The 15,895-nt window shown below is 41.6% G+C and carries 15 protein-coding genes; 3 read left to right on the top strand and 12 right to left on the bottom strand.

Annotated features, from left to right (window positions below; genetic code table 11):
* Nucleotides 1–74: 74 nt before the first annotated feature.
* The 5 genes from F2A31_RS00565 to F2A31_RS00545 all read right to left on the bottom strand — a co-directional run bounded on the left by F2A31_RS00565 (nt 75) and on the right by F2A31_RS00545 (nt 4,547).
* Nucleotides 75–770, bottom strand: coding sequence for a glutathione S-transferase family protein (locus tag F2A31_RS00565; protein WP_150024720.1), 696 nt, complete (start codon nt 768–770; stop codon nt 75–77).
* A gap of 2 nt (nt 771–772) precedes the next feature.
* Complete coding sequence (dsbD, locus tag F2A31_RS00560; protein ID WP_150024719.1) at nt 773–2,626, bottom strand: protein-disulfide reductase DsbD; 1,854 nt, start codon at nt 2,624–2,626, stop codon at nt 773–775.
* Between the two features lie 77 nt (nt 2,627–2,703).
* Nucleotides 2,704–3,471 (bottom strand): transporter, encoded by a 768-nt coding sequence (locus F2A31_RS00555; RefSeq protein ID WP_171490613.1) that lies wholly within the window; start codon nt 3,469–3,471, stop codon nt 2,704–2,706.
* Between the two features lie 30 nt (nt 3,472–3,501).
* Complete coding sequence (locus F2A31_RS00550; protein ID WP_150024715.1) at nt 3,502–4,047, bottom strand: ankyrin repeat domain-containing protein; 546 nt, start codon at nt 4,045–4,047, stop codon at nt 3,502–3,504.
* 140 nt (nt 4,048–4,187) lie between these two features.
* Nucleotides 4,188–4,547, bottom strand: coding sequence for an HPF/RaiA family ribosome-associated protein (locus tag F2A31_RS00545; RefSeq protein WP_150024713.1), 360 nt, complete (start codon nt 4,545–4,547; stop codon nt 4,188–4,190).
* Nucleotides 4,548–4,915: 368 nt separating this feature from the next.
* Here F2A31_RS00545 and F2A31_RS00540 point away from each other — a divergent pair, with 368 nt between their 5' ends.
* The 3 genes from F2A31_RS00540 to F2A31_RS00530 all read left to right on the top strand — a co-directional run bounded on the left by F2A31_RS00540 (nt 4,916) and on the right by F2A31_RS00530 (nt 7,332).
* Nucleotides 4,916–5,641 carry an outer membrane protein OmpK gene (locus F2A31_RS00540; protein WP_017396331.1) on the top strand — a complete coding sequence of 242 codons (726 nt, stop codon included), beginning with the start codon at nt 4,916–4,918 and terminating at the stop codon, nt 5,639–5,641.
* A gap of 324 nt (nt 5,642–5,965) precedes the next feature.
* On the top strand, nt 5,966–6,514 hold the full coding sequence (locus tag F2A31_RS00535) for a GNAT family N-acetyltransferase (protein ID WP_005087228.1): 549 nt from the start codon (nt 5,966–5,968) through the stop codon (nt 6,512–6,514).
* 80 nt (nt 6,515–6,594) lie between these two features.
* Complete coding sequence (locus tag F2A31_RS00530) at nt 6,595–7,332, top strand: hypothetical protein (RefSeq protein ID WP_150024711.1); 738 nt, start codon at nt 6,595–6,597, stop codon at nt 7,330–7,332.
* Nucleotides 7,333–7,546: 214 nt separating this feature from the next.
* Here the strand turns inward: F2A31_RS00530 and urtE are convergent, their stop codons facing one another.
* From urtE to F2A31_RS00495, 7 genes are all read right to left on the bottom strand, one after another.
* Nucleotides 7,547–8,245 carry an urea ABC transporter ATP-binding subunit UrtE gene (urtE, locus tag F2A31_RS00525; RefSeq protein ID WP_150024709.1) on the bottom strand — a complete coding sequence of 233 codons (699 nt, stop codon included), beginning with the start codon at nt 8,243–8,245 and terminating at the stop codon, nt 7,547–7,549.
* Nucleotides 8,246–8,254: 9 nt separating this feature from the next.
* Entirely contained in the window at nt 8,255–9,082 is an 828-nt protein-coding gene (gene urtD / locus F2A31_RS00520) for an urea ABC transporter ATP-binding protein UrtD (protein WP_150024707.1), read from the bottom strand.
* Nucleotides 9,083–10,153 carry an urea ABC transporter permease subunit UrtC gene (gene urtC, locus F2A31_RS00515; protein WP_008942125.1) on the bottom strand — a complete coding sequence of 357 codons (1,071 nt, stop codon included), beginning with the start codon at nt 10,151–10,153 and terminating at the stop codon, nt 9,083–9,085.
* Nucleotides 10,154–10,157: 4 nt separating this feature from the next.
* Nucleotides 10,158–11,792, bottom strand: coding sequence for an urea ABC transporter permease subunit UrtB (gene urtB, locus F2A31_RS00510; RefSeq protein ID WP_150024705.1), 1,635 nt, complete (start codon nt 11,790–11,792; stop codon nt 10,158–10,160).
* Nucleotides 11,793–11,884: 92 nt separating this feature from the next.
* Nucleotides 11,885–13,162: an urea ABC transporter substrate-binding protein gene (gene urtA / locus F2A31_RS00505; RefSeq protein ID WP_150024704.1), complete on the bottom strand. Its 1,278-nt coding sequence runs from the start codon at nt 13,160–13,162 to the stop codon at nt 11,885–11,887.
* A 237-nt stretch (nt 13,163–13,399) separates the two neighbouring features.
* A complete protein-coding gene (gene parE, locus F2A31_RS00500) occupies nt 13,400–15,283 on the bottom strand; it encodes a DNA topoisomerase IV subunit B (protein WP_150024702.1) in 1,884 nt (627 codons plus the stop codon).
* Nucleotides 15,280–15,888: a YqiA/YcfP family alpha/beta fold hydrolase gene (locus tag F2A31_RS00495; protein ID WP_150024700.1), complete on the bottom strand. Its 609-nt coding sequence runs from the start codon at nt 15,886–15,888 to the stop codon at nt 15,280–15,282. The genes parE and F2A31_RS00495 overlap by 4 nt, the downstream gene beginning before the upstream one ends.
* Nucleotides 15,889–15,895: the final 7 nt, after the last annotated feature.

The raw sequence follows: 15,895 nt of genomic DNA, 5'->3' as shown, positions 1-15,895 counted from the left end.
ATTATGACTTTATTTCAAGTCATAATATTACGTGTCTAAAAATCACGTAGGAGAATAATTTGTTGAAATTTTGTCTAATTATTTAAATACATTTCACGATTTTGACGGTACGGCTCATCAAAAGGAACAAACATTTGCTCTTGTTTTGCCTCGACAATCCACTGTCGAACCGATGGCAAGGCCAAGATTTTTTGCATATAAGCTTGGCTTGATGCAGAGACAGGGAGCTTGAAACACACAAAGCGCATGACTACAGGTGCATAAAATGCATCAGCGATACTAAACTCACCACATAAAAAGCTGTCTTCACTTGGACGCTCTGACCAGATCTGATCAATTCGTGCAACTTCAGCGCGCAACTGCTCATGCTCAGCCCACAATTGCTCACCAATATGGGTCAGATCAGCCTCAATATTCATCGGGCAAAGATTACGTAAGTTTTGAAAACTGCTATGCATTTCAGCGCTAATGCAACGCGCTCTAGCACGTAATTTCTGATCTTGCGGCAACAGTTTTTTCTCAGGGTGCTGTTCAGCTACATATTCACAAATAGCTAAACTATCCCAAACCGTAATATCTGCATCGACTAGAGTAGGTACTTTTCCTGTTGGATTGAGCTTTAAGATTTCTGTCTTAAACTGGCTGTCTGGTTCAAAGCTATCAAATTGAATTAAATGCTCATGAAAATCAATGCCTGCTTGTTTTAATAAAATCCAAGGGCGCATTGACCATGTTGAGTAATTTTTATTACCAATAAAGAGCGTATACATCGTTATGATTTCCCCTCAAATAAAGCCAGTTGTTGGACTAACTCCGTTTTTTTAAATGCACCCGTTAAACGTAATGAACGGAGCTCTTGTTGTTGCGCGTTTAAGAATAAATAAGTGGGTGGACCTAAAATATCCCATTGCTTTAACAAAGCTTGATGAGAAGCATCATACTGACTCAAATCTAGCTTAATTAAATAATACGGCGCTAAAGCTTGCTGCACTTCTGCATCTTTTAAAATACGATGTTCAATAGGTTGACATGCCACACACCAATCAGCATATACATCAATAACAATCCCGCGATCTTTCGGTGCATTGGCAAGAATATGTTGAAACTCATCCGCTGTTTTGGCGACATGCCATTGAGCCAGCTTGTCTGCCTGAACTGAATTTAAATTTTGAATATGTTGATATTGATTGAATACAAGCCAAGGTGTCGTGATCATCAATAAGACAATATAAAGCCATTTGAGTTTACTGTTATGTGCCAACAAACGAGAGGCGGCATAAATAATAAATGCTAAACCAAGGATTAGACTGAGAATTTGTAATGCCAACTCAGGTAATAATGGACGAATAAAATAAAGACTCAAAGCCAACATTAAAAAGGCAAAAATCACCTTAATTTGATGCATCCACTCCCCTGCTTTTGGCAATACTCGTGCACCTAAAACTGTAGCCAATAACAGTGGAATCCCCATCCCAAAACCCAAGGTAAATAGCAATAATGCACCTTGCCATTGGTTCTGTGTTTGCGAAATAAATAGCAACACACCGGCAAGAGGAGCTGTCATACAAGGGCCAACCAATAACGCCGAAATCATGCCCATGACACTCGCGCCAACCAGCGTCCCACCTTTTTGTGAGGCTTGCAGATGATCCAGTCGATTCACCCATTTCTGTGGCATTTTCAATTCAAATAAACCAAACAGGTTTAAAGCAAACACCACAAATAACAGACTAAATGCAATCAAGGTGGCAGGCTGTTGTAACCAACGTTGGAAATTCAACCCAGCAGCGGAAGCAATAAGCCCCAGTAGAGCATAGATCATTGCCATACTGACCACAAAAGTCAGTGCTATTGCCCAAGCTTTAACCCCTTTATTTTCACGCACAATAAGTGACGTCAAAATCGGTAGCATGGGGAGTGAGCAAGGTGTAAAGGCCAGTAAAATACCTAAGCCTAAAAATAAAAGAATGCTATATAACAATGAATGCTGTGCTAAACGACTCGACCATTTTTGGTCTTGTGCCATTTGTCCTGCCGCATTTGATGAACTTATTGCAGATGCTTGCTCTTGATCAGAAATGTCTGCCAGATCGGGGCGTTGCGTATTGATTGCATTGGCAGAGCGAGCGACATCGAGAAAGCGTTTTTGTGCGTTTGGACTGAGGTTTTGTGTATTTACAAGACCATTGGCATCCGTATCAAATGCGATTGTTTGCGGCGGATAACAAATACGATCTTTGGCACATCCCTGCCATGTGACTTGATAGTGTTGAGATGCTTGTGTAGGAATCTCAATCGCAAGCTCATCATAGTACACTTGGCTATGACCATAATTTTCATCATATTGAGCCATCGCCTTAGGTAAGTTTAGAGCAACAGGCTGATTGCCTTGCTTCACCTCAAACTTATGCTGATATAAATAATAATTTGGTTGAATTTCCCAATGTAATCGAGCTTGATCTGCACGAGATGATTCTACGGAAAATACAAATGCATCCTCAGGATTTAACAGTTGAGCGGAAAGATTCTCTTGGGCGTGGGTAAAACTCCCACATAACAACAGTAAACTACCAAGAAAGTAACGCACCAGTTCGCTACTGTAGCCACCCTGAGCATAGATTTTCATTCAGATTTCTCTTTTATCAACCCAATACTCCCGATGAGAAATGCAGGGATTCACGGGAGATTGAGAAGTCACATGGATTAAAATAAAACGGAAATGCCTAAACCGCCGTTATAGCTTCGTGCATTACCTTCTAAATCGACACCCACACTGGCATCGAGCTGCATACGATTGTTTACCGCATAGACCAGACCTGTCCCCAAACCATATTCATAGTCTTGGCTCTCTGCTTTGCGATAAATAAACTCTGAGTATCCAGACAGCTTCCCAGCAATTTTATAATCAATGGTTGGAATGGCAGTCACAGCCCAATTGCTGTTTTGCGCTTCGTAACGCATGGTAATCGAGGTACCAATTAAGTCACTAAACTCATAAGCCACCGCCGAAGTGAGGCTATAGATATCATCATGGGCAGTAAATTCGTCATTTCCTGTCGCAAGAATCGCTTCAGCTAACAATGCCATGCTCAGACGGTCATCTTTTAAATTAATCGCTTTTTTCAAACCGATGCTGACATCACCTAAACCATTGTTTTCTTTAGTTACACCGGTACGCTTGTGTTGTTGCCATACTGGACCTTGCCAACCCAACTGAAGCTCTAACCCTTTCGCCAAACCTGTACGTAACAACATATCGCCATTTAAGGTTAAAGTTTTTTCCTTTACCCCATCAATTGTTTGTTGCTGATAACTTGCGGTTGGCAGGCCTTGCTCCCAAGCCAGTTGACCAACTGGTGTAATGCCTGTACCCATGCCAGCGCCAGGTCGATCAAAAGAAAATTCATTCGCAAAGGCTGAACTTACTAGCATTGATAGCGCGATCAAGCTTAATGTTTGACGTTGTTTCATCATTATCCCCTTTTATTCAATCGGCTAAACTCAAGTTGCTAGCTCTTTTGACATTTTTGCACCATGTTCACGTAACAATTCTAGTGTTGCTCGCTCCTCTGCCAACGCTTGCGACCAATCGATTTCATCAAAATCACAGTCAAAGAAAAGCTGGCTAATCGAGGATAAAATTGTTAGACCTTCTTCATCACGGGTATTTGGGTCAACCTTTTCATCTAATAACCGTTGCACCACTGGCGCACATGCTGAACTTGCGGCATCCCAAAGCGGACCATAAAACTCTTCCGCATCCCAAAGATGTAAATTCGCTTTCGCTTGAATGAGCGCATCTAAAATATCTAAGTAGACTTGAAGTTGTTGTTGTTTTTCAGTTTCAGTCAGTGGTTGATTGGCTTCATATGCCTCACAAATCGTTTCCCACCATGTAAATAATCCATCACATATCACTGAAACTGGCGGACCTTGTTCAGGATCGATAAAATTTGGGTCGAGTCCCTCAGCAAGTAAAGATTGCACTTGGTCTAAATCAAGTTGTTGTATGGCTTGCACCAAGGCCTGCTGCTGATTGCTTAACATGACCAATTCTCACAATATATTTAATGGTTCTATTATGCCGAATATCCTGGCAGGTTTTTATAAAACGACCTAAAAATCATGTATAAATTTGATACAGGCAAAAAAAAAAGCCCAACTTTTGGGCTTTTTCTAAGTTATTACTAAGAAGCTTCATCATCTATATCAACAAACTCAGGTAAACCACCTCGATGATGATCTTTTTTCTCATAGAGATGTTCCAAACTACGTTTTAATTTATCAATTGCACCATGAATAGAATGATCAATATTTGCAGCTTTATGTGTTACCGCAACAGGCTTCATCCCTGCTGGACGGGCTTCGATCATACAACGTTTGTCATGTTCGCCCGTTTTATCCCCATTTTCATCACTAATATGAACCGAAAAGTGTGTAATACGCTCGCTATAACGTTGGAATTCTTGTGTAAGCTCTTCACGAACATAACTAATTAAACGTTCACTACCTTGAATGTTTTTATCTGTACGGATTTCAATATTCATAAATATCTTCCTCTCTTTTCTGTGAGACGGTTCTACAAAATTATCTTACTGAGCACGCTTTTGAGCATGCATTCATTCAACGCAGTTGTATATTTTGTTTATGTAAATGCTTGTCGTCTCCTTGCTTTACATGTGTTGCTTTTCAGTGTGAAAGAAGATCTTCTATAATTCCAATATCCGTCCTTAATGAAAAATATGCAAGCTGATTTTTGACATTTTTATTAAAACTTGAGCAAAAAACAGTTAAATGATATGCAATTCCCCTCGATTTTCAGCACAACAATTCTTTTGAGCATTTGGTCAAATTTGGCTTTATTTTTGCTTGATTCCTTGTATGCTTTACACGCCTTTCAGGGGGGATTTTTTAAATGCAATTGAAACAACTTGCGGCAACATGTTTATTGGTATCTACAGCAGCTTTTACTCAAGCAAAACCGATTTGGCAAGATTTTAGCCTCACTGGTTTATACGGCGAAAACTATGAAGTTGTTGATGAAAAGCAAACAACTTTAACGGTTGAATACGCAGCAAAAGTAAAATATGCCGATGTATTTTTCTTTATGGATCGTATGCGTGGTAGTGACGACCACAAAAGCACTTATTTCGAGCTTTCACCACGTTTCAGCCTAGGTGAAATTTCTGGTCAAAAATTAGCTTTCGGTCCAGTAACCGATATTTTGATTTCAACGACTTGGGAATCAAACAGCGCAGATGGCAGTAATTTTGATAATTTCTTATATGGCGTAGGCTTTGATCTTAAAATTCCATATTTCCAATATGCAAATATCAATTTCTACCGTGCAAACAATGAGAAAACAGCTGATGACTACCAGCTTACTTTTGTCTATGCATTGCCATTTAAACTCTCAACTGAAGAGTTCTTAGTCGATGGCTTCCTTGACTGGTCAACAGCTGAAAAAGATCACGCCAGTGAACTCAACTGGACTACACAGTACAAATGGAATGTGGGTAAACACATTTCGCCTGAAACACGCTTATATTTAGGTGTCGAGCATTCAGTGTGGAACAATAAATTTGGTATCAAAGGCAGCGACGAAAACAACGTTAGCGCTTTGATCAAATATCATTTCTAAATTGTTCAAATCGTTAAAAACAGCAAGCTCAGTCTTGCTGTTTTTTTTGATATGTAGAATAAAATAATCAAATCTATTTATTTAAATTTAAGATGTCATTTACTACCGTGACAGGCGACATGGATGTCGCCTTGTTGAGTTGCGGTATCAGGATGTACCGTCAACTCAACAGAAGATTTTTGTTACTTTTGATCTTTCAAAAGTAAGAGATTCCCTATACACAAACAATCCGCCTCATCATAATCTATGCGGCAGTAACACAATGTGAAATAAAATCAATTCACTGATTCGAATTCATCTTCCACCTAATTCAACCTATAACCTATGCCTATTTCTACTCAATTTATGCCTCACATATTCAATAAGTATTACAAGATTCGCTTGGCAACAATTCATGACCTTGAGCAGATTTTAGCTATCTATAATCATGAGATCCTCACGGGCACAGCCAACTGGAATGATCAAGCCGTTTCCCTGACAGACTATCAGCAACGCTTCCAAGATTTACAACAGCAGCAATTTCCGATGATTGTAGTTGAGGATCAACAACTAGATCGTATCGCAGGATATGCCTATTATTCAGCATTTCGCTCGATTAGTGGTTATCGGCATAGCGTTGAACATTCAGTGTTTATTGACCCAAGTTATGCACGCCAAGGGCTTGGTAGAGCCTTGATGCAACAACTGATTCATCTTGCGACTCAACAGCATATGCATATGATGGTGGCTGCCATAGATAGTGAAAATCGGGGTTCAATCGTGCTCCACGAGCAACTTGGATTCATTCAAACTGGCTATATGCCTCAGATCGGACAAAAATTTGGACAATGGCGTGATTTAGTCCTGATGCAACTACAATTAAATACGCCATAAAAATTTAACAATACAGCACTGCTGTCCTGTGATTTGGCTGGTTAGAATGACAATTATCCGAGTCTATAAAGATAAATAAGATGAGAAAAATATCACTATATATTGCGATAAGTAGCGCATTTGCAGTTACCACAAGTTTTGCCGAATCATCTTATCAACAAGAATTACAACAAGGCTGTGCCAAAGTCAAAAATTATGCGCAGGCAGGAAAGAAGTTCTATGACCAAAAACAATACGTTAAGGCAGCAAAGCAATTTGAGAATCAAGCCGCATGGGCACACTTCTGCCAACTGAATGCAGAAGAAAGTGGGATCAAGATTACTGACCGAGATGTTGAAATCGCCAATAATAATGTGGGACTCAGTTATGCCAAATTGGGTAAACCGCAATGGGCAAGAGTCTGGTTTTTACGAGATAAAGATTCTAAAACCAGTCAATACAACTTAAAACAATTACCCAAACCCCAATTATCGACTGATCTACAAGGAAACTATGTCCGCGCCAATGGTTTTGGGCAATGGGATTACATTACGGTTAAAAAACAACAGAATCGATATCTTATTGATTTTGAAGGTTACTATTTTGGACTGCGTGGACTTATTTATGGTCCAAACCTAGGTTCATTTGAAACCAGCATGCCAATTACTGCAAAACAGGCCAATTATCGTTACGAAGACTGTCAAATCAAACTGCAATTTTTGAATGACCCACAGCATGGACCCAAGATCGAGGTGAAGCAAAATAATGGTGCTTCAACCTGTGGCTTTGGACACAATGTCTATGCAGGTGGGACGTTCTATAAGGTTGAACGCAAATAAATCTAGTACCAACCATTTAGTTTTCTAAATTGTATTACCCAACATTCACTATCGTGACAGGCGACATGGATGTCGCCATGTTCGACTGCGGTTACAAGGATGTACTGTCAGTCGAACAAAAGATTTTTGTTACTTTTGATCTTTCAAAAGTAAGATATATCACCAAGGTAGAGACTTAAAAAAAAACAGATAAAGAATCCTTAATTGAAGAATATTAAATCGCAACCAACTCCCGAATCCCCTTTTCAGGCATATCCGTACCTTGTCCTTGTGCAATCACCTGGCCACGTGCCATCACGGTATAATTATCAGCAAGTTCTTCAGCAAAATCATAAAACTGCTCAACCAACACAATCGCCATTTCACCTTGATCTGCCAATTTACGAATCACTCGACCAATATCTTTAATAATCGACGGCTGAATCCCTTCCGTCGGCTCATCCAAAATCAATACGCGTGGTTCTGAGGCCAATGCTCGAGCAATCGCAAGCTGTTGCTGTTGACCACCAGACAAATCACCACCACGGCGATGTTTCATTTCATCTAAAATAGGAAAAATATCATAGAGGTGACTCGGTACTTTTCGTGTTTTAGCCCCTGAAAATTTCGCCATTCCGATTAAAATATTTTCTTCAACGGTCAAAGTCGAAAATATATCTCGTCCTTGTGGCACATAAGCCAAGCCCGCACGTACTCGTTGCTCAGGCGACATCTTGGCAATATCTTTTCCATCTAACAAAATTTGTCCCGATTTAATCGGCAGAATCCCCATTAAACACTTTAATAACGTGGTTTTACCCACGCCATTACGCCCAAGAACCACACTGCATTCCCCTACAGGCGCAGATAAAGACACATCACGCAGAATATGACTGCCACCATAAAACTGATTAATTTGTTTCACTTCTAACATGGCAGTCTCCTAGCGTCCTAAATATTTTTCAATCACATCTTCATTGGCTTGTACCTCTACCAATGTGCCCTCTGCTAAGATTGCACCTTGCGCTAAGACCGTAACTTTCTCACTGATGGTGTCAATAAAGCTCATATCATGTTCAACCACAACTAAGGTGTGATTCTTTTTAAGTTCTAAACATAGTTCGGCTGTTCGTTCAGTTTCTGCATCCGTCATCCCCGCCACAGGCTCATCCAATAAAATCAGTTTCGGTCGCTGCATCAATAACATACCGATTTCTAACCATTGCTTCTGACCATGGGACAATAACCCTGCGGGCTTTTGTACAAATTCCTTTAAACGAATTTGCTCCAAACTTTCATCTAGTGCCAACTGCGCTTCTGGATCAAGTCGGCTAAACAAGCTTTTTTTCACTCGCTTATCTCGTGGCGCAGCCAGCAATAAGTTTTCCATCACTGTGAAATTTTCAAAGACAGTGGGTTTTTGAAATTTCCGTCCAATGCCCACTTCAGCAATTTGCTCGGTGCTCATTTTGGCAAGATCGTAATTTTGCCCAAAAAAAGCTGTGCCTGTGGTTGGACGGGTTTTGCCTGTAATCACATCCATCAACGTAGTTTTACCTGCACCATTTGGCCCGATAATGCAACGCAACTCACCCTCTGCGATATACAGCGATAAATCATTTAAAGCACGAAATGAATCAAACCAAACACTGACTTTTTCCAGATATAAGGCAATACCATGACTAAAATCTGCACCTTGTGTTTTGGCGCGTCCGTAACCCTCACCCAGTTGACCACCATGTTGAGCTGAGTTGTTGTGTAAATCACTCATTTAATTACGCTCCTTTTTAAAGCGGTCAAACAAACCAATGACACCTTTAGGAAGGAATAAAGTCACCACAATAAATAATGCGCCCAAGATCAGCAGCCATGCTTCAGGTGCAGCTACCGTGAAATAGGTTTTAGCGGCATTGATCAGGCCTGCACCTAAAATTGGGCCAATCAAGGTACCACGCCCACCCGCAGCAACCCACACGGCCATTTCGATCGAGTTGACAGGATTCATTTCACTCGGATTGATGATGCCAACTTGCGGTACATAGAGCGCACCTGCAATCCCTGCGATCACAGCCGAAAGCACCCATGCTGATAGTTTGTACCACAGCGTGCGATAACCTAAATATTGCAAACGGTTTTCACTGTCACGGATTGCACCAAGTACACGACCATAAGGACGGTTCATCAATTGACGTAATCCAATAAAGCACAGCATCAATACCAAAGCAGTTACAAAACATAAGGTGGCACGCATCGGTGCAGAGGTAATATCAAAACCCAATAAGGTTTTAAAACCTGTGAAACCATTGTTTCCACCAAAGCCTGTTTCGTTACGGAAGAACAAGAGTGCTGCGGCAAACACCATTGCCTGCGTGATAATCGAGAAATACACCCCTTTGATTTTCGAGCGAAATGCAAAGAAACCAAAAATAAAGGCCACAATTCCAGGGACTAAAATCACCAGTGCCATTGCCCAGAGAATATGTTCTGTTCCTGTCCAATACCACGGCAATTCAGTCCAACTGAGAAACCGCATAAAATCAGGTAAGCCATCGCCTGCGGATTGGCGCATCAGATACATGCCAAAAGCATAACCACCCAGCGCAAAGTACAAACCATGCCCTAAACTCAAAATACCGGCATAGCCCCACACCAAATCCAATGCCAATGCCACTAAAGCAAGGCACATAATTTTGCCAATCAAGGTGACCCAATACGCGGATAAGTAAAATGCTGAATCCGGAGGGAGCAGGTGCAGCCATGGTAAAAGTAGCAACACCCCGAAACACAGACCGATTGCAACCGCACTGTATGGCTGATCTGAAAACATTGTTGTCATTTTCATTGGCTTACTCCACAAAACGGCCTTTGATGGCAAACAAACCTTGTGGACGTTTTTGGATAAACAAAATCACAAGTACCAGTAGAATAATTTTTGCCAATACAGCACCCATGCCGATTTCCAACACCGTGCCACTGATCCCTAAACCAAGTGCTGCCAAAACTGCGCCCCACACTTGCCCCACACCACCGACGACCACCACGAGGAAAGCATCGATAATATAGTTCTGTCCAAGATCAGGTCCCACATTTCCCACTTGTGCCAGCGCACAACCCGCTAAGCCAGCCAAACCAGAACCGAGACCAAAAGCCATCATATCGATACGCGCTGAACGAATCCCCACCGCACGCGCCATCTGACGGTTTTGTGTGACGGCACGAACGAATAATCCGAAACGGGTTTTATTGAGTAAGAACACCAACAACAGTAAAACTGCAATGGTGAATGCAATAATCGCAATGCGGTTATAAGGCAACATTAAACTCGGCGTAAGTGCAATACCACCACTGAGCCATGACACATTCGAAACTTCGACATTTTGTGCACCAAAAACCATACGTACCAATTGCATCAAAATCAGACTGACACCAAAAGTCGCCAATAAGGTCTCAAGTTGACGACCATATAAAGGACGGATCACCGTACGTTCAATCAGCATGCCGATCAGCGCACTCACAAGGAATGCAGCAGGAATCGCAGCCAGTAAATACCAATCGACTAAACCAACAAAATGGGTTTTGAAAAAGCTTTGTACAACGTAAGTGGTATATGCACCAATCATGATCAATTCGCCATGTGCCATATTAATGACACCCAGCAACCCGTAGGTAATAGCGAGACCAAGTGCTGCAAGCAATAAAATACTGGCGGTGCTTAAACCTGAAAACACATGTCCAGACCATTCACTGGCTTGTATTCTGGTTTTAATTTTACTCTTGGCATCCAACAAAGCCGTTTGTAATTCTTGGTTGGCAATCGGCTGCTCTAAGGTTTGCTCAATCATTGCCAATACATCAGGACGATTCGATTCAGCGAGAACATTGACCGCCGCAATTTTTCCAAATACATCCGCATCATTAAACTCTAAACGTGCTTTAAGTTGTGCTAAACGTGCTTTGACTTTGTTGTTGCTCTCGTTGAGATAGAGTTGCTTGACCATTGCGACATCAATTTCAGCCAAGTTGTTTTCCAAAATATCAACGGCTGCCAAACGCTGTGATGCATCTTCTGAATTGAGTTTCACTTTGGCTTGCCCGAAATTAAGCGCTTTGCGTAAGGTATTGACCAAAGTAACTTGAGATAAATCGGCAGGCCAATCTTCCAATACCTGTTTGGCAGGATAACTGAGTAAGACCTCATCATTTTGTAAAATGTAAGTCTGTCCTGCATGATCGGTATACAACTCATTTTGGTCAATATACGCAACAAGCTGGTCTAGCTGTTCAATACTGGCTGGCCACTGATTCAGCATGGCACGACGTGTTGCAAAATCACCTTTAACGAAGGTTTGAATTGCATCTTGGGTAACCACAGCAGTTTCAACAGAAGGCGTGGTTGCTAAAGGATCTTGCTCTGCCCATGCAAGACTACAAAAAAACTGTGTCATCACGCAGAGCAATGCTAAAACATAATGTTTTGCCATACGACTCGCCCTTATGCATCGTAGATTTTTACGAAGAACCGAAAAAGAAAATGAAGAAACCTGCCATCGAAATAGCAGGTTGTAGAACAAACTTATTTTGGAATATAAGGACTCCAAGGCTCTGCCTTGATGGTTTCTGGTGTTTTATAAACCACGTCAAATTGCCCATCTGCACGAATTTGCCCGATCATCACAGGTTTATGTAAATGATGATTGCTTTCGTCCATTTTTAAGGTATAACCCGAAGGTGCTGCAAAGGTCTGCCCAGCCATTGCTTCACGGACTTTATCGACATCCGTAGTCCCCGCTTTTTCAACCGCTTGCTTCCACATATTGATCCCAACATAGGTTGCTTCCATCGGATCGTTAGTCACAACTTTATCGGCATTTGGAAGTTTGTATTCCACTGCGAATTGCTTGAATTTATTGACAAACTCAGTATTTTTTGGATTTTTGACTGACATGAAATAATTCCATGCTGCCAAATGCCCCACCAACGGTTTGGCATCAATACCACGTAGCTCTTCTTCACCCACTGAAAATGCCATGACAGGAATATCAGCGGCTTTAATCCCTTGGTTACCCAGTTCACGATAAAATGGTACGTTTGAATCGCCATTGATGGTTGAAATCACTGCGGTTTTTTTACCTGCAGAAAACTTTTTAATATTGGCAACGATAGTCTGATAATTACTATGACCAAATGGTGTGTACTCTTCCATAATGTCCGCATCGGCAATGCCTTTAGACTTCAAGAAAGCACGTAAAATTTTATTGGTGGTTCGTGGATAAACATAGTCTGTGCCAAGTAAGACAAAACGTTCAGCCTTGCCCCCTTCATCACTCATTAAATATTCAACCGCAGGAATCGCTTGCTGGTTTGGCGCTGCGCCAGTATAGAAAATATTCTTAGATTGTTCCTGACCTTCATACTGCACTGGGTAGAACATTAAACCATTTAATTCTTCAACGACAGGGAGAACTGATTTCCGCGATACTGATGTCCAACTCCCGAAAATCACGGCAACTTTATCTTGAGTAATCAGCTGACGTGCACGCTCAGCAAATAACGGCCAGTCTGATGCAGGATCTACCACCACAGGCTCTAATTTTTTACCTAAAACCCCACCGTTGGCATTGATCTCATTAATGGTCATCAAGGCGGTGTCTTTCAGTGAGGTCTCAGAAATCGCCATCGTTCCTGAAAGTGAATGTAAAATTCCGACCTTAATGGTTTCACCGCTCGCTGGTGCAGCTTTTGCTTCGGTTGTGCTCTGTTCTGTTTTCTCAGCTGGCTTTGAACACCCCACAAGCCCCACCCCCATCATGGCAGCCATCAGTACAGACATTGGCATCATTTTATTTTGCATCTTTGTTCTCCACAGTTTGATCTTGTGATTTTGACTGAATGGAGTTATTCAATTTTCATGCCAATAGTTTAATATATTGTTTTATATATGTTTTTATAAGAATTGTTCTACAAAAATCCCATCTTGTATACAACATTGCATACAAAAAATACGCAGTGAACTAAAATGATGCATTTTTGATCTTCATAAAAAAGCCAAGCATCTGCTTGGCTTTTTCCGTTGAGCTTAGCCCATCATCTAAACCGCAATATCGGCCAAATTGCCTTTTTGCTCTAACCAATGTTTACGATCAGCCGCTCGCTTTTTCGCAAGTAACTTATCCAGTAAACCAGCGGTTAAATGTGCATCATCCAAGTCCAACTGCACTAGACGACGTGTATCTGGATCCATCGTGGTTTCACGTAGTTGGCTGGCGTTCATCTCACCCAATCCTTTAAATCGAGTGATTTGTGGATTTTTATTCCCTTTAATATTTTTTAGAATCGCTTCTAGCTCATCATCATCCAATGCGTAGTGCACATCTTTTCCGATATCAATTCGATATAATGGCGGCATGGCAACATATAAATGACCTTCTTCCACCAATGTCGGGAAATGCTTCACAAACAAAGCGCACAATAATGTTGCAATGTGCAGTCCATCCGAATCCGCATCAGCAAGGATACAAATTTTTCCGTAGCGCAGTTCTGATAGATCATCACTGCCAGGATCAACCCCGATCGCAATCGCAATATCATGTACTTCCTGAGATGCTAATACCTCATCCGAAGATACTTCCCAAGTATTTAAGATTTTGCCACGGATCGGCATAATCGCTTGGAAATTCTTATCTCGTGCTTGTTTAGCACTACCACCAGCAGAGTCCCCTTCGACGATAAAGAGTTCACTATCTTCACGGGTTAAGCCCACACAGTCTGCTAATTTTCCAGGTAATGCAGGCCCAGCTACAATCTTCTTACGTTCAACTTTCTTAGCTGCTTTTAAACGGCGCCCCGCTTTGGCGATTGCCATCTCAGCTAATTGAGTCGCAATCTCGGCATGTTGGTTTAACCATAATGCAAATGCATCTTTGGCAATATTGAGAACAATATTCGAAGCTTCACGACTAGATAGGCGTTCTTTGGTCTGCCCTGAGAATTGAGGCTCTTGGAATTTCAAAGACAGAATGAAATTTACCCCATCCCACACGTCTTCGGCTGAAAGCTTCATATTGCGCGGTAATAAATTACGTAATTCACAGAACTCGCGCAACGCTTCTGTCACACCAGATCGTAATCCATTGACATGGGTACCACCTTGTGCAGTTGGAATCAAGTTGACATAACTTTCTTGAATCTGTTCACCACCCTCAGCATTCCAGCAAATCGCAAACTCACAAGCAGCACGTTCCGCTTGTCCGCTACTCACAAAAGCGGGCGCTGGCAGAATCTCACGGTCTTCGAGTTCATCCATCAAATAGTCAACTAGACCATTTTCAAACTGCCATTCAATCTTTTCATTATTGATTTTATCGTCATAAATAATTTTTAAGCCTGCCGCTAAAACCGCTTTGGCTTTAAGGTTATGTTTCAGTGCTTTTAATGCGAACTTTGGACTATCAAAATATTTTGCTTCTGGCCAGAAACGTACCGTTGTCCCTGTCGCACGTTTCGCCACTTTGCCTTCTAAAACAGATAATGGTGCGACAGGTTCACCTTGCTCAAATGCCATCTGGTACAAGTTACCTTGGCGTTGTACAGCAACTTCAACCCGTGTAGATAACGCATTGACCACAGAGATACCAACGCCATGCAAACCACCCGAAAACTGATAGTTATCTGTACTGAACTTGCCGCCTGCATGGAGCTTGGTCAGAATAATTTCGATACCACTTTGTCCATATTCTGGGTGAATATCAACTGGCATTCCTCGACCATTGTCTTCTACAGATAATGAACCATCTTCATAAACCGTAACCGTCACTTGATTGGCATGACCGGCAAGTGCCTCATCGACGGCATTATCAATCACCTCTTGCGCCAAGTGATTTGGACGTGAGGTATCAGTATACATCCCGGGACGACGACGAACAGGATCTAAACCAGAAAGAACTTCAAGGGATTGTGCCGTGTATTGTGTCACTTGGTCTGACTTCCTTTTTGCAGGGCTGCCGATAAAAATTCGAGTACTAAAGGTAATTTTTCTTCAAAATCATCCATTGCATGATTACCATTAGCGTCGGTTAAAATCAATGATGATGGATGCACTGCACTATAATAGCCTTGTGCTTGACGATAATCCAAGACTTCATCACCTTGTTGCAACAACACCAGAATTTTATCAGCATGGACTAAGCGAGTCTCAGCAATCGATTGTAATTGCTGCAATTGATCTATATCAAGTGTCCATGAATCCGTCACTTTGAGTGGAATCTGTTCAATCCCAAATAAATCTTGAAACAGTTGCCATGGTCGCATAGCTGGATTAATCAAAACAGCGGGGCATGCATAGCGTGCGACAAGATAGGTCGCGTAAAATCCACCTAAGCTACTTCCGACCAAGACCACTTGATCACATGGTAAACTCTCAATCAACTTAGAGAGTTCATGCATGACACGTTGTGGGGCCAGATTTAGATCAGGCAAATGCACGTGAATATGACGATGATTTGCACAATATTGATGCAATTGCTGCCCTTTTTTTGACATCGGGCTACTTCTAAAACCATGTAAATAGATAATTTGCATACGCACT

The organism is Acinetobacter suaedae (assembly GCF_008630915.1).
Taxonomy (GTDB): domain Bacteria; phylum Pseudomonadota; class Gammaproteobacteria; order Pseudomonadales; family Moraxellaceae; genus Acinetobacter; species Acinetobacter suaedae.
The sequence above is the reverse complement of the archived record's forward strand: the minus strand, read 5'-3'. Positions and strand labels throughout refer to the sequence as shown.

Coding starts and splice junctions, on each gene's coding strand:
- F2A31_RS00565 (WP_150024720.1), bottom strand. CDS start 770: ATGTATACGCTCTTTATTGGTAATAAAAATTACTCAACATGGTCAATG.
- dsbD (WP_150024719.1), bottom strand. CDS start 2,626: ATGAAAATCTATGCTCAGGGTGGCTACAGTAGCGAACTGGTGCGTTAC.
- F2A31_RS00555 (WP_171490613.1), bottom strand. CDS start 3,471: ATGAAACAACGTCAAACATTAAGCTTGATCGCGCTATCAATGCTAGTA.
- F2A31_RS00550 (WP_150024715.1), bottom strand. CDS start 4,047: ATGTTAAGCAATCAGCAGCAGGCCTTGGTGCAAGCCATACAACAACTT.
- F2A31_RS00545 (WP_150024713.1), bottom strand. CDS start 4,547: ATGAATATTGAAATCCGTACAGATAAAAACATTCAAGGTAGTGAACGT.
- F2A31_RS00540 (WP_017396331.1), top strand. CDS start 4,916: ATGCAATTGAAACAACTTGCGGCAACATGTTTATTGGTATCTACAGCA.
- F2A31_RS00535 (WP_005087228.1), top strand. CDS start 5,966: ATGCCTATTTCTACTCAATTTATGCCTCACATATTCAATAAGTATTAC.
- F2A31_RS00530 (WP_150024711.1), top strand. CDS start 6,595: ATGAGAAAAATATCACTATATATTGCGATAAGTAGCGCATTTGCAGTT.
- urtE (WP_150024709.1), bottom strand. CDS start 8,245: ATGTTAGAAGTGAAACAAATTAATCAGTTTTATGGTGGCAGTCATATT.
- urtD (WP_150024707.1), bottom strand. CDS start 9,082: ATGAGTGATTTACACAACAACTCAGCTCAACATGGTGGTCAACTGGGT.
- urtC (WP_008942125.1), bottom strand. CDS start 10,153: ATGAAAATGACAACAATGTTTTCAGATCAGCCATACAGTGCGGTTGCA.
- urtB (WP_150024705.1), bottom strand. CDS start 11,792: ATGGCAAAACATTATGTTTTAGCATTGCTCTGCGTGATGACACAGTTT.
- urtA (WP_150024704.1), bottom strand. CDS start 13,162: ATGCAAAATAAAATGATGCCAATGTCTGTACTGATGGCTGCCATGATG.
- F2A31_RS00495 (WP_150024700.1), bottom strand. CDS start 15,888: ATGCAAATTATCTATTTACATGGTTTTAGAAGTAGCCCGATGTCAAAA.